Source organism: Sporosarcina sp. OR05, assembly GCF_041414805.1.
Classification (GTDB): Bacteria; Bacillota; Bacilli; order Bacillales_A; family Planococcaceae; genus Sporosarcina; species Sporosarcina saromensis.
Genome location: NZ_JANKJL010000004.1, coordinates 115,940 through 132,602 on the forward strand (window position 1 = coordinate 115,940; position 16,663 = coordinate 132,602).

General features: G+C 43.3%; 21 protein-coding genes. All 21 read left to right on the plus strand.

Going from position 1 to position 16,663, the window contains the following annotated elements:
• Positions 1-120: 120 nt before the first annotated feature.
• The 21 genes from rpoC (at position 121) to rpsN (ending at position 16,639) form a co-directional block, all read left to right on the plus strand.
• Positions 121-3,714 carry a DNA-directed RNA polymerase subunit beta' gene (rpoC, locus tag NRI27_RS09010; RefSeq protein ID WP_317943704.1) on the plus strand — a complete coding sequence of 1,198 codons (3,594 nt, stop codon included), beginning with the start codon at positions 121-123 and terminating at the stop codon, positions 3,712-3,714.
• A 125-nt stretch (positions 3,715-3,839) separates the two neighbouring features.
• Positions 3,840-4,088: a ribosomal L7Ae/L30e/S12e/Gadd45 family protein gene (locus NRI27_RS09015; RefSeq protein WP_317943703.1), complete on the plus strand. Its 249-nt coding sequence runs from the start codon at positions 3,840-3,842 to the stop codon at positions 4,086-4,088.
• Between the two features lie 102 nt (positions 4,089-4,190).
• On the plus strand, positions 4,191-4,613 hold the full coding sequence (gene rpsL / locus NRI27_RS09020) for a 30S ribosomal protein S12 (RefSeq protein WP_317943702.1): 423 nt from the start codon (positions 4,191-4,193) through the stop codon (positions 4,611-4,613).
• A gap of 41 nt (positions 4,614-4,654) precedes the next feature.
• Complete coding sequence (rpsG, locus tag NRI27_RS09025; RefSeq protein ID WP_207959161.1) at positions 4,655-5,125, plus strand: 30S ribosomal protein S7; 471 nt, start codon at positions 4,655-4,657, stop codon at positions 5,123-5,125.
• Between the two features lie 51 nt (positions 5,126-5,176).
• Positions 5,177-7,255, plus strand: a complete 2,079-nt coding sequence (fusA, locus tag NRI27_RS09030; protein ID WP_371390412.1) for an elongation factor G — start codon at positions 5,177-5,179, stop codon at positions 7,253-7,255.
• A 125-nt stretch (positions 7,256-7,380) separates the two neighbouring features.
• On the plus strand, positions 7,381-8,568 hold the full coding sequence (gene tuf / locus NRI27_RS09035) for an elongation factor Tu (protein ID WP_371390413.1): 1,188 nt from the start codon (positions 7,381-7,383) through the stop codon (positions 8,566-8,568).
• Positions 8,569-10,066: 1,498 nt separating this feature from the next.
• A complete protein-coding gene (gene rpsJ / locus NRI27_RS09040; protein ID WP_060203412.1) occupies positions 10,067-10,375 on the plus strand; it encodes a 30S ribosomal protein S10 in 309 nt (102 codons plus the stop codon).
• A gap of 41 nt (positions 10,376-10,416) precedes the next feature.
• The gene (gene rplC / locus NRI27_RS09045; protein WP_317943696.1) at positions 10,417-11,043 is read left to right on the plus strand and encodes a 50S ribosomal protein L3; all 627 of its coding nucleotides are present in this window, start codon (positions 10,417-10,419) and stop codon (positions 11,041-11,043) included.
• A 24-nt stretch (positions 11,044-11,067) separates the two neighbouring features.
• Complete coding sequence (gene rplD, locus NRI27_RS09050) at positions 11,068-11,691, plus strand: 50S ribosomal protein L4 (protein ID WP_317943694.1); 624 nt, start codon at positions 11,068-11,070, stop codon at positions 11,689-11,691.
• Positions 11,691-11,975: a 50S ribosomal protein L23 gene (gene rplW, locus NRI27_RS09055; RefSeq protein ID WP_371390414.1), complete on the plus strand. Its 285-nt coding sequence runs from the start codon at positions 11,691-11,693 to the stop codon at positions 11,973-11,975. The genes rplD and rplW overlap by 1 nt, the downstream gene beginning before the upstream one ends.
• Positions 11,976-12,008: 33 nt before the next feature.
• Positions 12,009-12,839: a 50S ribosomal protein L2 gene (rplB, locus tag NRI27_RS09060; protein WP_317943690.1), complete on the plus strand. Its 831-nt coding sequence runs from the start codon at positions 12,009-12,011 to the stop codon at positions 12,837-12,839.
• A gap of 63 nt (positions 12,840-12,902) precedes the next feature.
• Entirely contained in the window at positions 12,903-13,181 is a 279-nt protein-coding gene (rpsS, locus tag NRI27_RS09065; protein ID WP_060203421.1) for a 30S ribosomal protein S19, read from the plus strand.
• Positions 13,182-13,200: 19 nt separating this feature from the next.
• Positions 13,201-13,545 carry a 50S ribosomal protein L22 gene (rplV, locus tag NRI27_RS09070; RefSeq protein ID WP_317943689.1) on the plus strand — a complete coding sequence of 115 codons (345 nt, stop codon included), beginning with the start codon at positions 13,201-13,203 and terminating at the stop codon, positions 13,543-13,545.
• 3 nt (positions 13,546-13,548) lie between these two features.
• Positions 13,549-14,205: a 30S ribosomal protein S3 gene (gene rpsC / locus NRI27_RS09075; protein WP_317943687.1), complete on the plus strand. Its 657-nt coding sequence runs from the start codon at positions 13,549-13,551 to the stop codon at positions 14,203-14,205.
• Between the two features lie 2 nt (positions 14,206-14,207).
• Positions 14,208-14,642, plus strand: a complete 435-nt coding sequence (rplP, locus tag NRI27_RS09080; protein ID WP_317943685.1) for a 50S ribosomal protein L16 — start codon at positions 14,208-14,210, stop codon at positions 14,640-14,642.
• The gene (rpmC, locus tag NRI27_RS09085; RefSeq protein ID WP_009499049.1) at positions 14,632-14,832 is read left to right on the plus strand and encodes a 50S ribosomal protein L29; all 201 of its coding nucleotides are present in this window, start codon (positions 14,632-14,634) and stop codon (positions 14,830-14,832) included. The genes rplP and rpmC overlap by 11 nt, the downstream gene beginning before the upstream one ends.
• A gap of 17 nt (positions 14,833-14,849) precedes the next feature.
• A complete protein-coding gene (gene rpsQ, locus NRI27_RS09090; RefSeq protein WP_147057446.1) occupies positions 14,850-15,113 on the plus strand; it encodes a 30S ribosomal protein S17 in 264 nt (87 codons plus the stop codon).
• A gap of 39 nt (positions 15,114-15,152) precedes the next feature.
• Positions 15,153-15,521 (plus strand): 50S ribosomal protein L14, encoded by a 369-nt coding sequence (rplN, locus tag NRI27_RS09095; RefSeq protein ID WP_317943681.1) that lies wholly within the window; start codon positions 15,153-15,155, stop codon positions 15,519-15,521.
• Between the two features lie 35 nt (positions 15,522-15,556).
• Positions 15,557-15,868 (plus strand): 50S ribosomal protein L24, encoded by a 312-nt coding sequence (gene rplX / locus NRI27_RS09100; RefSeq protein WP_371390415.1) that lies wholly within the window; start codon positions 15,557-15,559, stop codon positions 15,866-15,868.
• 26 nt (positions 15,869-15,894) lie between these two features.
• Positions 15,895-16,434, plus strand: a complete 540-nt coding sequence (gene rplE, locus NRI27_RS09105; RefSeq protein WP_317943677.1) for a 50S ribosomal protein L5 — start codon at positions 15,895-15,897, stop codon at positions 16,432-16,434.
• Between the two features lie 19 nt (positions 16,435-16,453).
• On the plus strand, positions 16,454-16,639 hold the full coding sequence (rpsN, locus tag NRI27_RS09110) for a 30S ribosomal protein S14 (RefSeq protein ID WP_020062302.1): 186 nt from the start codon (positions 16,454-16,456) through the stop codon (positions 16,637-16,639).
• Positions 16,640-16,663: the final 24 nt, after the last annotated feature.

The window sequence follows — 16,663 nt, forward strand, 5'->3', positions numbered from 1 at the left end:
GATAGATGCTTAGATAATAGTAACCAGAATTGGATAGGGGAGTTTTGAAGAAGACTCCCCTATTTTAACGATATTGATGAGAATCCATCGCGGAGATAAGATAAGAGGGAGGTAGGCTCCTTGATAGATGTAAACAATTTTGAGTATATGAAAATCGGCCTTGCTTCACCTGACAAGATTCGTTCTTGGTCATATGGTGAAGTGAAAAAACCAGAAACAATTAACTACCGTACACTGAAACCGGAGAAAGACGGTTTATTCTGTGAGCGGATTTTTGGTCCTACAAAGGACTGGGAATGTCATTGCGGTAAGTATAAGCGTGTACGTTACAAAGGCGTTGTCTGTGATCGTTGTGGCGTTGAAGTGACGCGACAAAAGGTACGTCGTGAACGAATGGGACATATCGAACTTGCAGCTCCAGTTACACATATCTGGTACTTCAAAGGAATTCCAAGCAGAATGGGTCTCATCTTAGACATGACCCCACGTGCTTTGGAAGAGATTATTTATTTTGCTTCATATGTAGTTGTAGATCCAGCAGATACACCGCTTGAACGCAAACAACTGCTTTCCGAAAAGGAATATAGACTATACCGTGAAAAGTACGGCTCGAAATTCCAAGCGGCTATGGGTGCAGAAGCAATCGAACAACTTTTGATGGCGATTGACTTGGATAAGGAAACAGAAATGCTGAAAGAAGAGTTGAAGACTGTACAAGGTCAACGACGTACACGTGCGATTCGTCGCTTGGAAGTCGTCGAGTCTTTCCGTAACTCTGGAAACCGTCCTGAATGGATGGTTCTTGAAGTACTACCTGTCATCCCGCCAGAACTTCGCCCGATGGTACAGTTGGACGGTGGTCGTTTCGCAACTTCTGACTTGAACGATCTTTACCGAAGAGTCATTAACCGAAACAACCGGTTAAAACGTCTACTTGATTTAGGTGCTCCTGGTATTATCGTGCAGAACGAAAAACGTATGTTGCAAGAAGCTGTCGATGCGTTAGTCGATAATGGTCGTCGTGGCCGTCCAGTAACAGGACCAGGTAACCGTCCATTGAAGTCTCTTTCTCATATGTTGAAAGGGAAACAAGGTCGCTTCCGTCAAAACCTATTAGGAAAACGTGTTGACTACTCTGGCCGTTCGGTAATTGTCGTTGGACCTAACTTGAAAATGTACCAATGTGGACTTCCGAAAGAAATGGCAATCGAATTGTTCAAGCCTTTCGTCATGAAAGAGTTGGTTGAACGTGGTCTTGCGCATAACATTAAAAGTGCGAAGCGTAAAATCGAACGATTACATTCTGAAGTATGGGACGTACTCGAAGAAGTCATTAAAGAGCATCCGGTCTTATTGAACCGCGCCCCTACTCTTCACAGACTTGGGATTCAAGCATTCGAACCAATGTTGGTTGAAGGGCGTGCTATTCAACTTCATCCGCTCGTATGTACAGCGTATAACGCTGACTTCGACGGTGACCAAATGGCTGTTCACGTGCCGCTTTCTGCAGAGGCACAAGCTGAAGCACGTTTGCTCATGCTTGCAGCGCAAAACATCTTGAACCCGAAAGACGGAAAACCTGTCGTTACACCTTCCCAAGACATGGTATTAGGGAACTACTACTTGACATTGGAAAGAGCAGGTTCCATCGGTGAAGGTTCAATCTTCAGCAATATGAATGAGGCATTGATTGCATACCAAACAGGTCATGTACATCTTCACTCAAGAATTGCTATTCATGCCGGATCATTGAACAACCCGACATTTACAGAAGCTCAAAATAATAAATTCCTATTGACGACAGTAGGGAAGCTCATTTTCAATGAAATTCTTCCTGAAACATTCCCTTACATCAATGAACCGACGAATCATAACTTGCAAATCGAAACGCCGGATCGCTATTTCATCGATGGGACTGTCAATGTGAAGGAACATATTCAAAATAGTGAACTTGTCCTTCCGTTCCGTAAAAAAATTCTAGGAAACATCATCGCGGAAATCTTCAAGAAGTTCCATATTACGGAAACTTCTCGTATGCTAGACCGTATGAAGAACCTTGGATTTAAATATTCAACTCGTGCTGGAATTACAGTTGGTATTTCCGACATCGTCGTTTTGCCGAATAAGGATGAGATTTTACAAGAAGCACAAAGTAAAGTGGATAAAGTGACGCAACAATTCCGTCGTGGTCTCATCACGGAAGAAGAGCGTTATGATCGCGTCATTTCTTATTGGAGTAATGCGAAAGACGTCATCCAGGACAAACTGATGGACTCTCTTGAAAATACAAATCCGATTTACATGATGAGTGACTCAGGAGCTCGTGGTAACGCGTCCAACTTTACACAGCTCGCAGGAATGCGGGGATTGATGGCCAACCCGGCTGGTCGTATTATCGAACTACCGATCAAGTCATCATTCCGTGAAGGTCTGACGGTTCTCGAGTACTTCATCTCTACACACGGTGCGCGTAAAGGTCTTGCCGATACAGCACTGAAAACTGCCGATTCCGGTTACTTGACGCGTCGTCTAGTTGACGTTGCACAAGACGTAATTGTGCGTGAAGATGATTGTGGTACAGATCGTGGCTTAGAAGTAAGTGCACTTAAAGAGGGAACAGAAATTATCGAAACCCTCGAAGAACGTATCGAAGGCCGTCATACGAAGAAAACAATCCGTCACCCTGAAACAGGTGAAGTGATTGTAGCGAAAGACGGACTCATTACAGCTGACCTTGCAAATGCAATTATCGATGCTGGAATTGAAAAACTTACAATCCGTTCTGCATTTACATGTAATACAAAACATGGTGTTTGTAAGAAATGTTACGGCATTAACCTTGCGACAGGTGAAACGGTTGAAGTCGGTGAGGCAGTTGGTATTATCGCTGCCCAGTCAATCGGAGAACCAGGTACACAGCTTACAATGCGTACTTTCCATACAGGTGGGGTTGCCGGGGACGATATTACATCCGGTCTTCCACGTATCCAAGAGATTTTCGAATCGCGTAATCCGAAAGGGCAAGCAGTCATTTCAGAAATTAAAGGTGAAGTCACTGAGATTGATGAAATCCGCGAAGGCCAAAAAGAGATTACCATTCAAGGTGAAGTGGAGACACGTAAGTATCTCGCTCCATACAATGCCCGCTTGAAAGTTGCAGTCGGCGATATGATCGATCGAGGAGATAGCATCACCGAAGGTTCTATCGATCCGAAAGAATTGATTATTGTTAAAGATGTTGCAACTGTTCAAGAGTATCTTCTTAAAGAAGTACAAAAAGTTTACCGTATGCAAGGTGTTGAAATCGGTGATAAGCACGTAGAAGTAATGGTTCGCCAAATGCTCCGTAAAGTTCGTGTAATCGAAGCAGGCGACACAGATTTACTTCCAGGCTCATTGCTCGATATTCATCAGTTCGCAGAAGCGAATGCTGAAGTGTTAAAGAACGGCAAAGCTCCAGCAACTTCAAGACCAGTTATCCTTGGTATTACAAAAGCTTCGCTTGAGACGGAATCATTCCTATCGGCAGCTTCGTTCCAAGAAACAACGCGCGTCTTGACAGATGCAGCGATTAAAGGTAAAACAGATGAATTGCTCGGATTGAAAGAGAATGTCATAATCGGTAAACTCGTACCAGCTGGAACAGGGATGCAGCGTTATCGCCAAATCCAAATGGAACAAGGTGACGATTTAGCAGTCGCAACCGAAAATTAATGTTACGAAAACGGGGAGAAAAAACTCCTCCCCGTTTTTCTTCTTTATTGTTGACACAGCTATTGATAGATGATAATATACAAAAGGTTGATAGTTGAATGTCTGTACTTTGGAGGATGTACGTTATGTCTTACGAAAAAGTCGAACAGGCAAAGAAGACGATCATCGGTACAAAGCAAACGGTTAAAGCGATAAAGACAGGCGTAGTAAAAGAAGTCGTTATTGCCAAAGATGCTGAAGAGAAACTCGTTGCTTCTGTCCTAGAAGAAGCGAAACTCCGAGGTGTCCAAGTAAATTATGTCGATTCAAGGGAAAAGCTTGGTCGAACATGCGGCATTCAAGTCGGTACGGCTGTAGTCGCCATTACTGTATAGTAGTTTTTGTGTTGTTAGAAACACAAAGACTTTGTTTTTACCCCAAAAATGAACCACCTGGATGTGTGGTCTTACAAAAGCACAGTGAAAGGAGGAAATCCAATGCCTACAATTAATCAATTAGTCCGCAAACCTCGTAAATCGAAATCGGACAATTCAAAGGCTCCAGCTCTAGGAAAAAGCTATAACAGCTTCAAAAAGTCGATGACAAACGTCAACTCGCCACAAAAAAGAGGTGTTTGTACTCGTGTGGGTACAATGACTCCGAAGAAACCAAACTCGGCTCTTCGTAAATATGCGCGTGTTCGTTTGACAAACACTTTGGAAGTTAACGCATATATCCCTGGTGAAGGACACAACCTTCAAGAGCACAGCGTTGTTCTTATCCGTGGAGGACGTGTAAAAGACTTACCGGGTGTTCGTTACCATATCGTACGTGGTGCGCTTGATACTGCTGGTGTTACTGGCCGTATGCAAAGCCGTTCTCTATATGGAGCAAAACGCCCTAAAGAAAAGAAAAACTAATGATACTTACGAAATGATTATTTCGAAAGGAGGAAAACAATATGCCTCGTAAAGGTCCTGTTGCAAAACGTGACGTATTACCAGATCCGATTTACAATTCCAAGCTTGTAACTCGTCTTATCAACAAAATGATGGTAGACGGTAAAAAAGGTACATCCCAAAAAATCCTCTATGGTGCGTTCGAACTTGTTAAAGAACGTTCTGGAAAAGATCCAATTGAAGTATTTGAAGCTGCTTTGAACAACGTTATGCCTGTACTTGAAGTACGTGCTCGCCGTGTCGGTGGTGCTAACTATCAAGTTCCGGTTGAAGTTCGTCCTGAGCGCCGTACGACTCTCGGATTACGTTACCTTGTGAACTACTCTCGCACACGCGGTGAGAAAACAATGGAAGAACGTCTTGCGAATGAAATCCTTGACGCTTCTAACAACACAGGTGCATCCGTGAAACGCCGTGAAGAAATGCATAAAATGGCTGAAGCCAACAAAGCATTCGCTCACTATCGCTGGTAAGATCGGATGGTCTCTTAACACCTTAATCCGAAACGGAAGGAGTTATACAAAATGGCTAGAGAGTTCTCCCTTGAGAATACTCGTAACATTGGTATCATGGCTCACATCGACGCTGGTAAGACAACAACGACTGAGCGGATCCTTTATTACACAGGTAAGATCCATAAAATTGGAGAAACACACGAAGGTGCTTCCCAAATGGACTGGATGGAGCAGGAGCAAGAGCGTGGAATCACAATCACATCTGCTGCGACAACAGCTAGTTGGAAAGGCCATCGCGTAAACATCATCGATACTCCGGGTCACGTTGACTTCACAGTTGAAGTTGAACGTTCTCTACGTGTATTGGATGGTGCTGTAACGGTACTTGACGCTCAATCGGGTGTTGAACCGCAAACAGAAACAGTATGGCGTCAAGCGACAAACTATGGCGTACCACGTCTAGTTTTCGTAAACAAAATGGACAAGACAGGTGCGGATTTCCTTTACTCTGTAAGCACTCTACATGATCGCTTGCAAGCAAATGCACATCCAATCCAACTTCCAATCGGTTCAGAAGATACATTCTCTGGAATTATCGACTTGATCGAAATGAAAGCAAACTTCTATCCGGATGATACGGGTATGAACGTTGAAGTGGGCGATATTCCTGAAGAATATCAAGCACAAGCTGAAGAGTACCGTGAGAAGTTAATTGAAGCAGTTGTTGACTTCGATGAAGATCTTATGGAAAAATACCTTGGCGGCGAAACGCTTTCAGTAGAAGAAATCAAAACTGCAATCCGTAAAGCGACTCTAGCGGTAGAATTCTATCCAGTAGTTTGCGGTACTGCATTCAAAAATAAAGGTGTTCAACTAGTACTTGACGCTGTTGTCGATTACTTACCAGCACCAACTGATATCCTTTCAATGCAAGGTATCAACCCTGATACTGAAGAAGAAGAAGAGCGTCATGCTAGCGATGAAGAGCCATTCTCTGCATTGGCATTCAAAGTTATGACAGACCCTTACGTTGGTAAGCTTACATTCTTCCGCGTATACTCTGGTGTTCTTCAATCAGGTTCTTATGTAAAGAACTCTACAAAAGGTAAGCGTGAGCGTGTAGGACGTATCCTTCAAATGCACGCAAACCACCGTGAAGAGATCGCTGAAGTACATGCTGGAGAAATTGCAGCTGCAGTCGGCTTAAAAGATACTGGAACAGGTGACACACTTTGTGACGACAAAGCACCAATCATCCTTGAGTCCATGGAATTCCCAGAGCCGGTTATCTCTGTTGCAATCGAACCAAAAACAAAAGGTGACCAAGACAAGATGGGTACTGCCCTTGCGAAATTGCAAGAAGAAGATCCAACTTTCCGTGCGCACACTGACCAAGAAACAGGCGAAGTAATCATCGCTGGTATGGGTGAACTTCACCTTGATATCATCGTTGACCGTCTACGTCGTGAGTTCAAAGTCGAAGCAAACGTTGGTGCACCACAAGTATCTTATCGTGAAACATTCCGTGGCGCTGCGGAAGTTGAAGGTAAGTTCGTACGTCAATCAGGTGGTCGTGGTCAATTCGGACACGTTTGGATTGAATTCTCTCCAAACGAAGAAGGAAAAGGCTTCGAATTCACGAACGGTATCGTCGGTGGGGTTGTTCCTCGTGAATACATTCCTTCCGTTGAAGCTGGTCTTCGTGACTCACTAAACAATGGTGTTCTTGCTGGTTATCCGTTAATCGACGTTAAAGCTCGTCTTTTCGATGGTTCTTACCACGATGTCGATTCCAACGAGATGGCGTTCAAGATCGCTGCTTCCATGGCACTTAAAAATGCCGCTGCAAAATGTAACCCAGTTCTTCTTGAGCCAATGATGAAAGTAGAAGTAATCATTCCGGAAGAATACTTGGGCGACATCATGGGTGACATCACGTCACGCCGTGGTCGCGTGGAAGGTATGGACGCTCGTGGTAACGCACAAGTTGTTCGTGCAATGGTTCCACTTGCAGAAATGTTCGGTTATGCAACAGCTCTTCGTTCAAACACGCAAGGTCGTGGAGTATTCTCCATGTCATTCGATCACTACGAAGATGTACCGAAATCAATTGCAGAAGAAGTTATCAAGAAAAATAAAGGTGCATAATAACAATTCATCCTTGTTTCTCTAGATGATTACTTGTAAGATATGGATAGTTGAAGGGAATTTTCTCTTCAGCATCCATACCAATAAAGCTAAAAACATTCATATTTTTAAGGAGGAATTCCATAATGGGTAAAGAAAAATTCGATCGTTCCAAACAGCATGCTAACGTCGGAACAATTGGTCACGTTGACCATGGTAAAACAACTTTGACTGCTGCAATCGCAACAGTTCTTTCAAAAAGAATGGGTGGAGAAGCGAAATCATACGCTGACGTAGACAACGCTCCAGAAGAAAAAGAGCGTGGTATTACAATCAATACTTCACACATCGAGTACGAAACTGAAACTCGTCACTACGCACACGTTGACTGCCCAGGTCACGCTGACTATGTTAAAAACATGATCACTGGTGCAGCACAAATGGACGGCGGGATCCTAGTTGTATCTGCAGCTGACGGCCCAATGCCACAAACTCGTGAGCACATCCTTCTTTCACGTCAAGTAGGTGTTCCTTACCTTGTTGTATTCATGAACAAATGTGACATGGTAGACGACGAAGAACTTCTTGAACTAGTTGAAATGGAAATCCGTGACCTTCTATCTGAGTATGAGTTCCCTGGCGATGACCTACCAGTTATCAAAGGTTCTGCTCTTAAAGCTCTTGAAGGTGAAGCTGAGTGGGAAGAGAAAATCGTTGAGCTTATGAACGCTGTTGACGAGTACATCCCAACACCACCACGTGACACTGAAAAACCATTCATGATGCCAGTTGAGGACGTATTCTCAATCACTGGTCGTGGTACAGTTGCTACTGGACGTGTAGAGCGTGGAGTAGTTAAAGTCGGCGATGTAGTTGAAATCATCGGTTTGACTGAAGAGCCAAAATCAACAACTGTAACAGGTGTTGAAATGTTCCGTAAGCTTCTTGACTATGCAGAAGCTGGAGACAACATCGGTGCACTTCTTCGTGGTGTAGCACGTGAAGACATCGAACGTGGTCAAGTACTTGCTAAACCAGGTACAATCACACCACACACTAAATTCAAATCAGAAGTATACGTTCTATCAAAAGAAGAAGGTGGACGTCACACTCCATTCTTCTCTAACTACCGCCCTCAGTTCTACTTCCGTACAACTGACGTAACTGGTATCATCCAACTTCCAGAAGGCGTGGAAATGGTTATGCCTGGCGATAACGTTGAAATGACAGTTGAACTAATCTCTCCAATCGCGATTGAAGAAGGAACTAAATTCTCAATCCGTGAAGGTGGACGTACAGTTGGAGCTGGCGTTGTAGCAACAATCGAAAAGTAATCCTTTTCAAACTAAAACCCCGCATATGCGGGGTTTTTTGTTTTCGAATGATTAGCGTGTTCCATAGATTCTTCATTACACATGCTAGTAAGCACGAAACTTTTTCGATTGACTTATAATCAATAAAATCACAATGTATTTTCTAGGAACGTCGGATATTCGCCTCATGCAAAGCATATTTCCATAGAACGCCGCAAAATCGCATCAAATGCAGCATATTCCCCTGTAACCCGGCATAATCCCATCAAACGCAGCATATTTCTCTGTAACGCAGCATATTCGCATCAAACGCCGCATATTTCTCTGTAACGCGGCATAATCGTCTCAATCGCGGCAAAACTCCTCAGAACACCGCATAATCACTTCAAACGCGGCAAAACTCCTCAGAACACCGCATAATCACTTCAAACGCGGCAAAACTCCTCCGAACACCGCATAATCACTTCGAACGCGGCAAAACTCTTCAGAACACCGCATAATCATCTTAAACGCGGCATAAACTCCTCAGAACACAGCATAACCACAGGAAACACCGCATAACCCCTCAAAATCCTTCCATATTAGTATTCCTCTCCAACCAAACCGTTAATTTGTCAAAGCCCATTTAGCGCGACCAGAGAATTTACCGATCAACCAACTGCCGCGCGGTACTAGCAAAATGTTTGATTGAATCTATTAAGCGCTATTTTCTTAGTCAGTCTTTAAAGAACCAAGCAACACAAGCATCTACCGTTCTTCTATAAGAAAACAATAGTCATCGAAGCCAACTTTTACCTAAATCATCATATCGCGAAAGAATACCCTTACTAAAAAGTCAAAGCATCTATATGAATTCCGCTGCATCTCGCTAGTACGCTGAGTGATTCCAAGTATTGCGGCGTTTTGCAGTAATATGAGGAAAACTACAGTACTATGCGCTCTTCTAGCTAAATATGCTGAAATCTAACAAATTTTGCGGAGAATTAAAGAATTATGCGGTTTATTTGAAAAAACACTAGCTACAAATAAAAAGCATTATCTCCTCTTTACGCGCTGTCGAACGCAATCATGATCAACTCTTCGTCAATCTAATATCTATATTCCTCCTTACTTTAAATGCTTTAGATTATTCAATGGTGGTGCGCAGTGTAAATTCCTATCTAGCGTATGTATCATTGCATTCATTCTACTGATTAAATTAAGTATCATTTGTGTGAAGCTAATTCAACTTGGACAAGTTGAATAGCAATCAAATTACGCAGCGAATCGCGTATTTCCAATCTTTACTCCCTCATAACAGTTGAAAAAAATAATATATCCTATTATAATAAAAAAGCTTGAGAAAGAATTTCGCCAAAAGACTTGCGAGATTCTATTTCCTTGTGTATAATGTTGAATGTTGGTCTTTGACTGCGATGAAGCGAGAGGTTGCCGACACACCCGGCCGCTTTGCCATGGCATGTGTGTGGGAAATTTTCGTGGAGAATGTCTAGAAAATAGGCGAAAAGGAGGGAAAGTAATGGCAAAACAGAAGATTCGTATCCGTTTAAAAGCATATGATCACAGAATTCTTGATCAGTCAGCTGAAAAAATTGTAGAAACAGCAAAACGTTCAGGTGCAAGCGTATCAGGTCCGATACCTCTTCCAACTGAAAGATCTGTTTATACAGTACTTCGTGCGGTACATAAGTACAAAGATTCGCGCGAGCAGTTTGAAATGCGTACGCACAAACGTCTAATCGATATCGTTAACCCAACACCACAAACTGTTGATGCGTTAATGAAACTTGATTTACCATCTGGCGTTGACATTGAAATCAAACTTTAATTGATAAAAATAAAACTAATCAAATTCAGGAGGTGTGACAAATGACCAAAGGAATCTTAGGGAGAAAAGTCGGTATGACGCAAATTTTTGCTGAAAACGGCGATCTCATTCCAGTAACTGTGATTGAAGCTGCTCCAAACGTAGTTCTTCAAAAGAAGACTATTGAAACGGACGGTTACGAAGCAATCCAGCTTGGATTCGACGACAAACGTGAAAAGCTAGCAAACAAACCTGAAAAAGGACACGTTGCTAAAGCTGAAACGGCACCTAAGCGCTTCATTCGCGAATTCCGCGGAGACGTTAATGGGTACGAAGTTGGTCAGGAAGTCAAAGTCGATACATTCGCAGAAGGCGATATTGTCGATATTACAGGAGTATCAAAAGGTAAAGGGTTCCAAGGTGTTATTAAGCGCCACGGATTCTCACGCGGACCAATGAGTCACGGTTCTCGTTTCCACCGTGCACCAGGTTCACTAGGTGCGGTTGACGGACAACGTGTATTCAAAGGGAAGAAATTACCAGGACGTACTGGTGGAGACACAATTACGATCCAAAACCTTGAAATCGTACGAGTTGACGCTGAGCGTAACTTGCTACTAATCAAAGGTAACGTTCCAGGCGCACGTAAATCACTTATCCAAGTGAAAAGCGCAATTAAAGGGAACTAATTCTTAAGGAAGGAGGAAACAAAAATGCCTAAAGTATCCGTACTAAGTCAAACAGGTTCTTCAGTTGGCGATATCGAATTGAGCGAAGCGATCTTCGGAATCGAGCCAAATGAAGCTGTATTATTTGAAGCTTTGGTTCAACAACGTTCATCGTTACGCCAAGGTAATCATAAAGCAAAAACTCGCGCGGAAGTTGCTGGTGGTGGCCGTAAACCATGGCGCCAAAAAGGAACTGGTCGTGCACGTCAAGGTTCAATCCGTTCACCACAATGGCGTGGAGGCGGTATCGTATTCGGACCATCTCCAAGAAGCTACAGCTACAAGCTTCCTAAGAAAGTTCGTCGTTTGGCACTTCTATCTGCGCTTTCTACGAAAGTTCGCGATGAAGAAATCATCGTGTTAGATAGCCTTACATTCGATGCACCAAAGACAAAAGAATTCACGAAAGTTCTTAAAGACCTTTCAATCAATAAAAAAGCGTTATTCGTAACAGCTGATTTAGATGAAGCGGTAGCATTGTCTGCTCGTAACATTCCTGGAGTTAGCGTAGTTACTGCTAACGGCATCAACGTTCTTGACATCGTTGCACATGACAACCTTGTTGTAACAAAAGATGCTGTACAGAAAATTGAGGAGGTGCTTGGTTAATGGAAGCACGTGATGTACTAAAACGTCCGGTCATTACCGAGCGTTCTTCAGAACAAATGGAACATAAGAAATACACTTTCGAAGTAGATACGCGCGCTAACAAAACACACGTTAAGCAAGCTGTAGAAGAAATCTTCGGAGTAAAAGTAGAGAAAGTCAACGTTCAGAACTACAAAGGTAAGTTCAAGCGTATGGGCAAACATGCAGGATACACTAACAAACGTCGTAAAGCGATTGTTACATTGACTGCTGACTCTAAAGACATCGAACTTTTCGAAATGTAATTGAAACGTAAATAAACGAAGGAGGGAACACAAATGGCGATTAAGAAATACAAACCTACCTCCAACGGACGTCGTAACATGACTTCTTCTGACTTTGCTGAAATTACAGCTACAAAGCCGGAAAAATCATTGCTTGAACCACTCAAGCGTAAAGGCGGACGTAACAACCAAGGTAGAATGACTGTTCGTCACCAAGGTGGAGGCCACAAGCGCCAATACCGTGTCATCGATTTCCAACGTCGGAAAGATGGCATTCCAGGACGCGTTGCTACGATCGAATACGATCCAAACCGTTCTGCAAACATTGCCCTAATCAACTATGCTGATGGGGAAAAACGTTACATCCTAGCTCCAAAAGGATTACAAGTAGGAATGACAGTAATGTCAGGTCCAGAAGCGGATATCAAAGTAGGTAACACACTACCACTTGAAAACATCCCAATGGGTTCTACTATCCATAACATTGAGCTAAAACCTGGTAAAGGTGGACAATTGGTACGTTCTGCAGGAACTTCTGCACAACTACTAGGTCGTGAAGGCAAATATGTCATCATCCGTCTACAATCAGGAGAAGTTCGTATGATCTTATCAACTTGCCGCGCTACAATCGGTCAAGTAGGTAACGAGCAACACGAATTGATCAACATCGGTAAAGCAGGTCGTTCTCGTTGGATGGGTAAACGCCCAACTGTACGTGGATCTGTCATGAACCCTAACGATCACCCACACGGTGGTGGTGAAGGACGTACGCCAATCGGTCGTCCAAGCCCTGTTACACCTTGGGGTAAACCAGCTCTTGGTTACAAAACACGTAAGAAAAACAACAAATCCGACAAACTTATTGTTCGTCGCCGTAAAAAATAATGTGGTGACACTGCGGTTCGTTGAAAGGACCGTAGTACGATCATCACGGAGGGAGGTTTCTACATGGGCCGCAGCTTGAAAAAAGGACCTTTTGCAGATGATCATCTAATGAAAAAGGTCGATGCTCAAAAAGATGCACAGAAAAAGCAGGTCATTAAAACTTGGTCACGCCGTTCTACAATCTTCCCATCTTTCATCGGATTGACGATTGCAGTTTACGACGGACGCAAACACGTACCTGTCTATGTGACTGAAGATATGGTTGGTCACAAACTAGGTGAATTCGTACCTACGCGCACATACAAAGGTCATGGCGCTGACGATAAGAAAACAAGACGTTAATTGAGAGGAGGTTAATCTGATGCAACAAGCAAAAGCTACTGCCCGCACAGTCCGTATTGCTCCTCGCAAAGTCCGTTTGGTCGTTGATCTTATCCGGGGCAAGAAAATCGGTGAAGCTGTCGCGATTCTACGCCTGACGCCTAAAGCGGCATCTCCGGTTGTAGAAAAGGTATTGAAATCAGCAATCGCTAATGCTGAACACAACTATGAAATGGATGTTGAGAATCTTGTAGTCAGCGAAGTATTCGTTGATGAAGGTCCAACAATGAAACGTTTCCGTCCACGTGCACAAGGCCGTGCAAGTGCGATCAATAAACGTACTAGCCACATCACTGTAGTGGTATCCGAAAAGAAGGAGGGGTAATTCGTGGGTCAAAAAGTACATCCTAATGGTTTACGGGTTGGTGTCATTCGTGATTGGGATTCTAAATGGTATGCTGAAAAAGACTATGCAAACCTTTTACACGAAGACTTAAAAATCCGTGAATATATCGAAAAACGCCTAGTTGACGCTGCACTTTCCAAAGTGGAAATCGAGCGTGCTGCAAAGCGTGTCAATATTACAATTCACACTGCGAAGCCGGGTATGGTTATCGGTAAAGGCGGTTCTGAAGTAGAAGCACTTCGTAACGCTTTGAATAACATTACTGGCAAGCGTGTACACATCAACATCGTAGAAATCAAGCGTGCTGATCTAGACGCGAAATTGGTTGCAGAATCAATTGCTCGCCAACTAGAAAGCCGTGTATCTTTCCGTCGTGCACAAAAACAAGCAATTCAACGTACAATCCGTTCTGGTGCAAAAGGAATTAAAACACAAGTATCCGGACGTCTTGGCGGTGCTGATATCGCTCGTGCGGAACATTATAGTGAAGGTACTGTTCCCCTTCATACATTACGTGCAGACATCGACTATGCACACGCTGAAGCTGACACTACATATGGTAAGCTTGGCGTAAAAGTATGGATCTACCGGGGAGAAGTCCTTCCAGTGAAGAAGAACTCTGAGGAAGGAGGCAACTAATTATGTTAATGCCTAAACGCGTTAAATATCGTCGTGTATTCCGTGGTAAAATGCGCGGAACTACTAAAGGCGGAGCATCTGTTCAATTCGGTGAATTCGGTCTTCAATCAACTGAATCTGGTTGGGTTACAAACCGACAAATCGAATCAGCTCGTATCGCAATGACACGTTACATGAAACGTGGCGGTAAAGTTTGGATCAACATCTTCCCACATAAGCCATATACGAAAAAGCCTCTTGAAGTCCGGATGGGTTCCGGTAAAGGTGCTGTAGAAGGCTGGGTTGCAGTAGTAAAACCAGGTCGTGTAATGTTCGAAATCGCAGGTGTGTCAGAAGAAGTTGCTCGTGAAGCTCTACGCCTCGCATCTCACAAACTGCCGGTTAAGAGCAAGTTTGTAAAACGAGAAGAAATTGGTGGTGAGTCTAATGAAAGCTAAAGAAATCCGTGACTTGACAACTGCAGAAATCGAGCAAAAGGTAAAATCACTGAAAGAAGAGCTTTTCAACCTTCGCTTCCAATTAGCGACAGGACAATTAGAAAACACTGCACGCATCCGTGAAGTTCGCAAATCGATTGCGCGCATGAAAACTGTAATACGTCAAAGAGAGATCAGTGCAAATAACTGATGAAGGAGGTTGCAGCCATGACTGAGCGTAACCAGCGCAAAGTGTACACAGGCCGTGTCGTATCTGACAAAATGGATAAGACGGTTACCGTAATGGTAGAAACACACAAAAAACACTCTTTATACGGCAAACGTGTAAAGTACTCTAAAAAATTCAAGGCCCATGATGAACTTAATGAAGCGAAAATCGGCGACGTAGTTCGCATAATGGAAACTCGTCCACTTTCAGCTACAAAGCGTTTCCGCCTCATTGAAGTAGTCGAAAAAGCGGTCATCATCTAATATCGTTCGGAAAGTAAATTCCGAGAGGAGGTAGCCTCAATGATTCAACAAGAAAGTCGTATGAAAGTTGCCGATAACTCAGGTGCACGTGAAGTGTTAACGATTAAAGTTCTAGGTGGAACAGGTCGTAAAACTGCAAACATCGGTGATGTCGTTGTTGTAACAGTGAAAAAAGCAACACCTGGTGGCGTTGTCAAGAAAGGTGAAGTTGTCAAAGCTGTTATCGTCCGTACAAAAAGCGGGGTGCGTCGTAAAGATGGCTCCTACATTACGTTTGACGAAAACGCATGTGTTATCATCCGTGATGACAAGAGTCCACGTGGAACACGTATTTTCGGACCTGTTGCCCGCGAACTACGCGACAGCAACTTCATGAAAATCATTTCACTTGCTCCAGAAGTTCTTTAATTACATGACAGTGCCAATCAAGGAGGTGCGATAAAATGCACGTTAAAAAAGGCGATAAAGTTATGGTCATCACCGGAAAAGATAAAGGTAAGACCGGCATAATCTTAGCTGCTTTCCCCAAAAAGGATCGCGTGCTTGTTGAAGGTATCAACATCGTAAAGAAACATACGAAACCGAACCAAGCAAATCCTCAAGGCGGAATTATCAGCCAAGAGGCAGCTATCCATGTATCTAATGTCATGCCAATCGATCCTAAAACAGGCGAGCCTACTCGCGTTGGATACAAAATCGAAGATGGCAAGAAGATTCGTATTGCTAAAAAATCCGGTGAAGCGCTGGATAAATGAGTAATGGATGAAAGGAGGTCCAACTGATGAGCCGATTAAAAGATAAGTTTTCAAAAGAAATCACACCTGCTCTAATGAGCAAGTTTGAATATAGTTCAGTAATGCAAGTACCTAAAGTAGAAAAAATCGTCATCAATATGGGTGTTGGTGATGCTGTTCAGAACTCTAAAGCACTTGACGCGGCAGTGGAAGATCTAACAATCATTTCCGGTCAAAAGCCAGTTGTTACAAAAGCGAAGAAATCAATCGCTGGTTTCCGTCTACGTGAAGGAATGCCGATTGGAGCTAAAGTAACACTTCGTGGTGAGCGCATGTACGAATTCCTGGATAAGCTGATTGCAGTTTCACTTCCGCGTGTACGTGACTTCCGTGGTGTTTCTAAAAAATCATTCGATGGTCGCGGTAACTACACACTTGGTGTGAAGGAACAGCTAATTTTCCCTGAAATCGACTACGATAAAGTATCTAAAGTACGCGGAATGGATATCGTCATCGTTACGACTGCTAACTCCGATGAAGAAGCACGTGAGTTATTAACGCAGTTCGGCATGCCGTTCCAAAAGTAAACTAAAGGGAGGCGAAAACGTGGCTAAGAAATCAATGATCGCAAAACAGAAACGTACGCCAAAGTTCAAAGTTCAAGATTATACACGTTGCGAGCGCTGTGGTCGTCCGCATTCTGTATATCGCAAATTCAAACTTTGCCGTATTTGTTTCCGCGAACTCGCATATAAGGGACAAATTCCTGGCGTCAAAAAAGCAAGCTGGTAATCCCCTAACTTGGGAAGGAGGTTA

What these genes read in the sequence shown, in the direction of transcription:
- rplE (WP_317943677.1), top strand. Translation starts at nt 15,895, where the DNA reads ATGAGCCGATTAAAAGATAAGTTTTCAAAAGAAATCACACCTGCTCTA.
- rplV (WP_317943689.1), top strand. Translation starts at nt 13,201, where the DNA reads ATGCAACAAGCAAAAGCTACTGCCCGCACAGTCCGTATTGCTCCTCGC.
- rplB (WP_317943690.1), top strand. Translation starts at nt 12,009, where the DNA reads ATGGCGATTAAGAAATACAAACCTACCTCCAACGGACGTCGTAACATG.
- rplC (WP_317943696.1), top strand. Translation starts at nt 10,417, where the DNA reads ATGACCAAAGGAATCTTAGGGAGAAAAGTCGGTATGACGCAAATTTTT.
- rpsQ (WP_147057446.1), top strand. Translation starts at nt 14,850, where the DNA reads ATGACTGAGCGTAACCAGCGCAAAGTGTACACAGGCCGTGTCGTATCT.
- rpmC (WP_009499049.1), top strand. Translation starts at nt 14,632, where the DNA reads ATGAAAGCTAAAGAAATCCGTGACTTGACAACTGCAGAAATCGAGCAA.
- fusA (WP_371390412.1), top strand. Translation starts at nt 5,177, where the DNA reads ATGGCTAGAGAGTTCTCCCTTGAGAATACTCGTAACATTGGTATCATG.
- tuf (WP_371390413.1), top strand. Translation starts at nt 7,381, where the DNA reads ATGGGTAAAGAAAAATTCGATCGTTCCAAACAGCATGCTAACGTCGGA.
- rplX (WP_371390415.1), top strand. Translation starts at nt 15,557, where the DNA reads ATGCACGTTAAAAAAGGCGATAAAGTTATGGTCATCACCGGAAAAGAT.
- rplP (WP_317943685.1), top strand. Translation starts at nt 14,208, where the DNA reads ATGTTAATGCCTAAACGCGTTAAATATCGTCGTGTATTCCGTGGTAAA.
- rplN (WP_317943681.1), top strand. Translation starts at nt 15,153, where the DNA reads ATGATTCAACAAGAAAGTCGTATGAAAGTTGCCGATAACTCAGGTGCA.
- rpsG (WP_207959161.1), top strand. Translation starts at nt 4,655, where the DNA reads ATGCCTCGTAAAGGTCCTGTTGCAAAACGTGACGTATTACCAGATCCG.
- rplW (WP_371390414.1), top strand. Translation starts at nt 11,691, where the DNA reads ATGGAAGCACGTGATGTACTAAAACGTCCGGTCATTACCGAGCGTTCT.
- rpsL (WP_317943702.1), top strand. Translation starts at nt 4,191, where the DNA reads ATGCCTACAATTAATCAATTAGTCCGCAAACCTCGTAAATCGAAATCG.
- rpsS (WP_060203421.1), top strand. Translation starts at nt 12,903, where the DNA reads ATGGGCCGCAGCTTGAAAAAAGGACCTTTTGCAGATGATCATCTAATG.
- rpsJ (WP_060203412.1), top strand. Translation starts at nt 10,067, where the DNA reads ATGGCAAAACAGAAGATTCGTATCCGTTTAAAAGCATATGATCACAGA.
- NRI27_RS09015 (WP_317943703.1), top strand. Translation starts at nt 3,840, where the DNA reads ATGTCTTACGAAAAAGTCGAACAGGCAAAGAAGACGATCATCGGTACA.
- rplD (WP_317943694.1), top strand. Translation starts at nt 11,068, where the DNA reads ATGCCTAAAGTATCCGTACTAAGTCAAACAGGTTCTTCAGTTGGCGAT.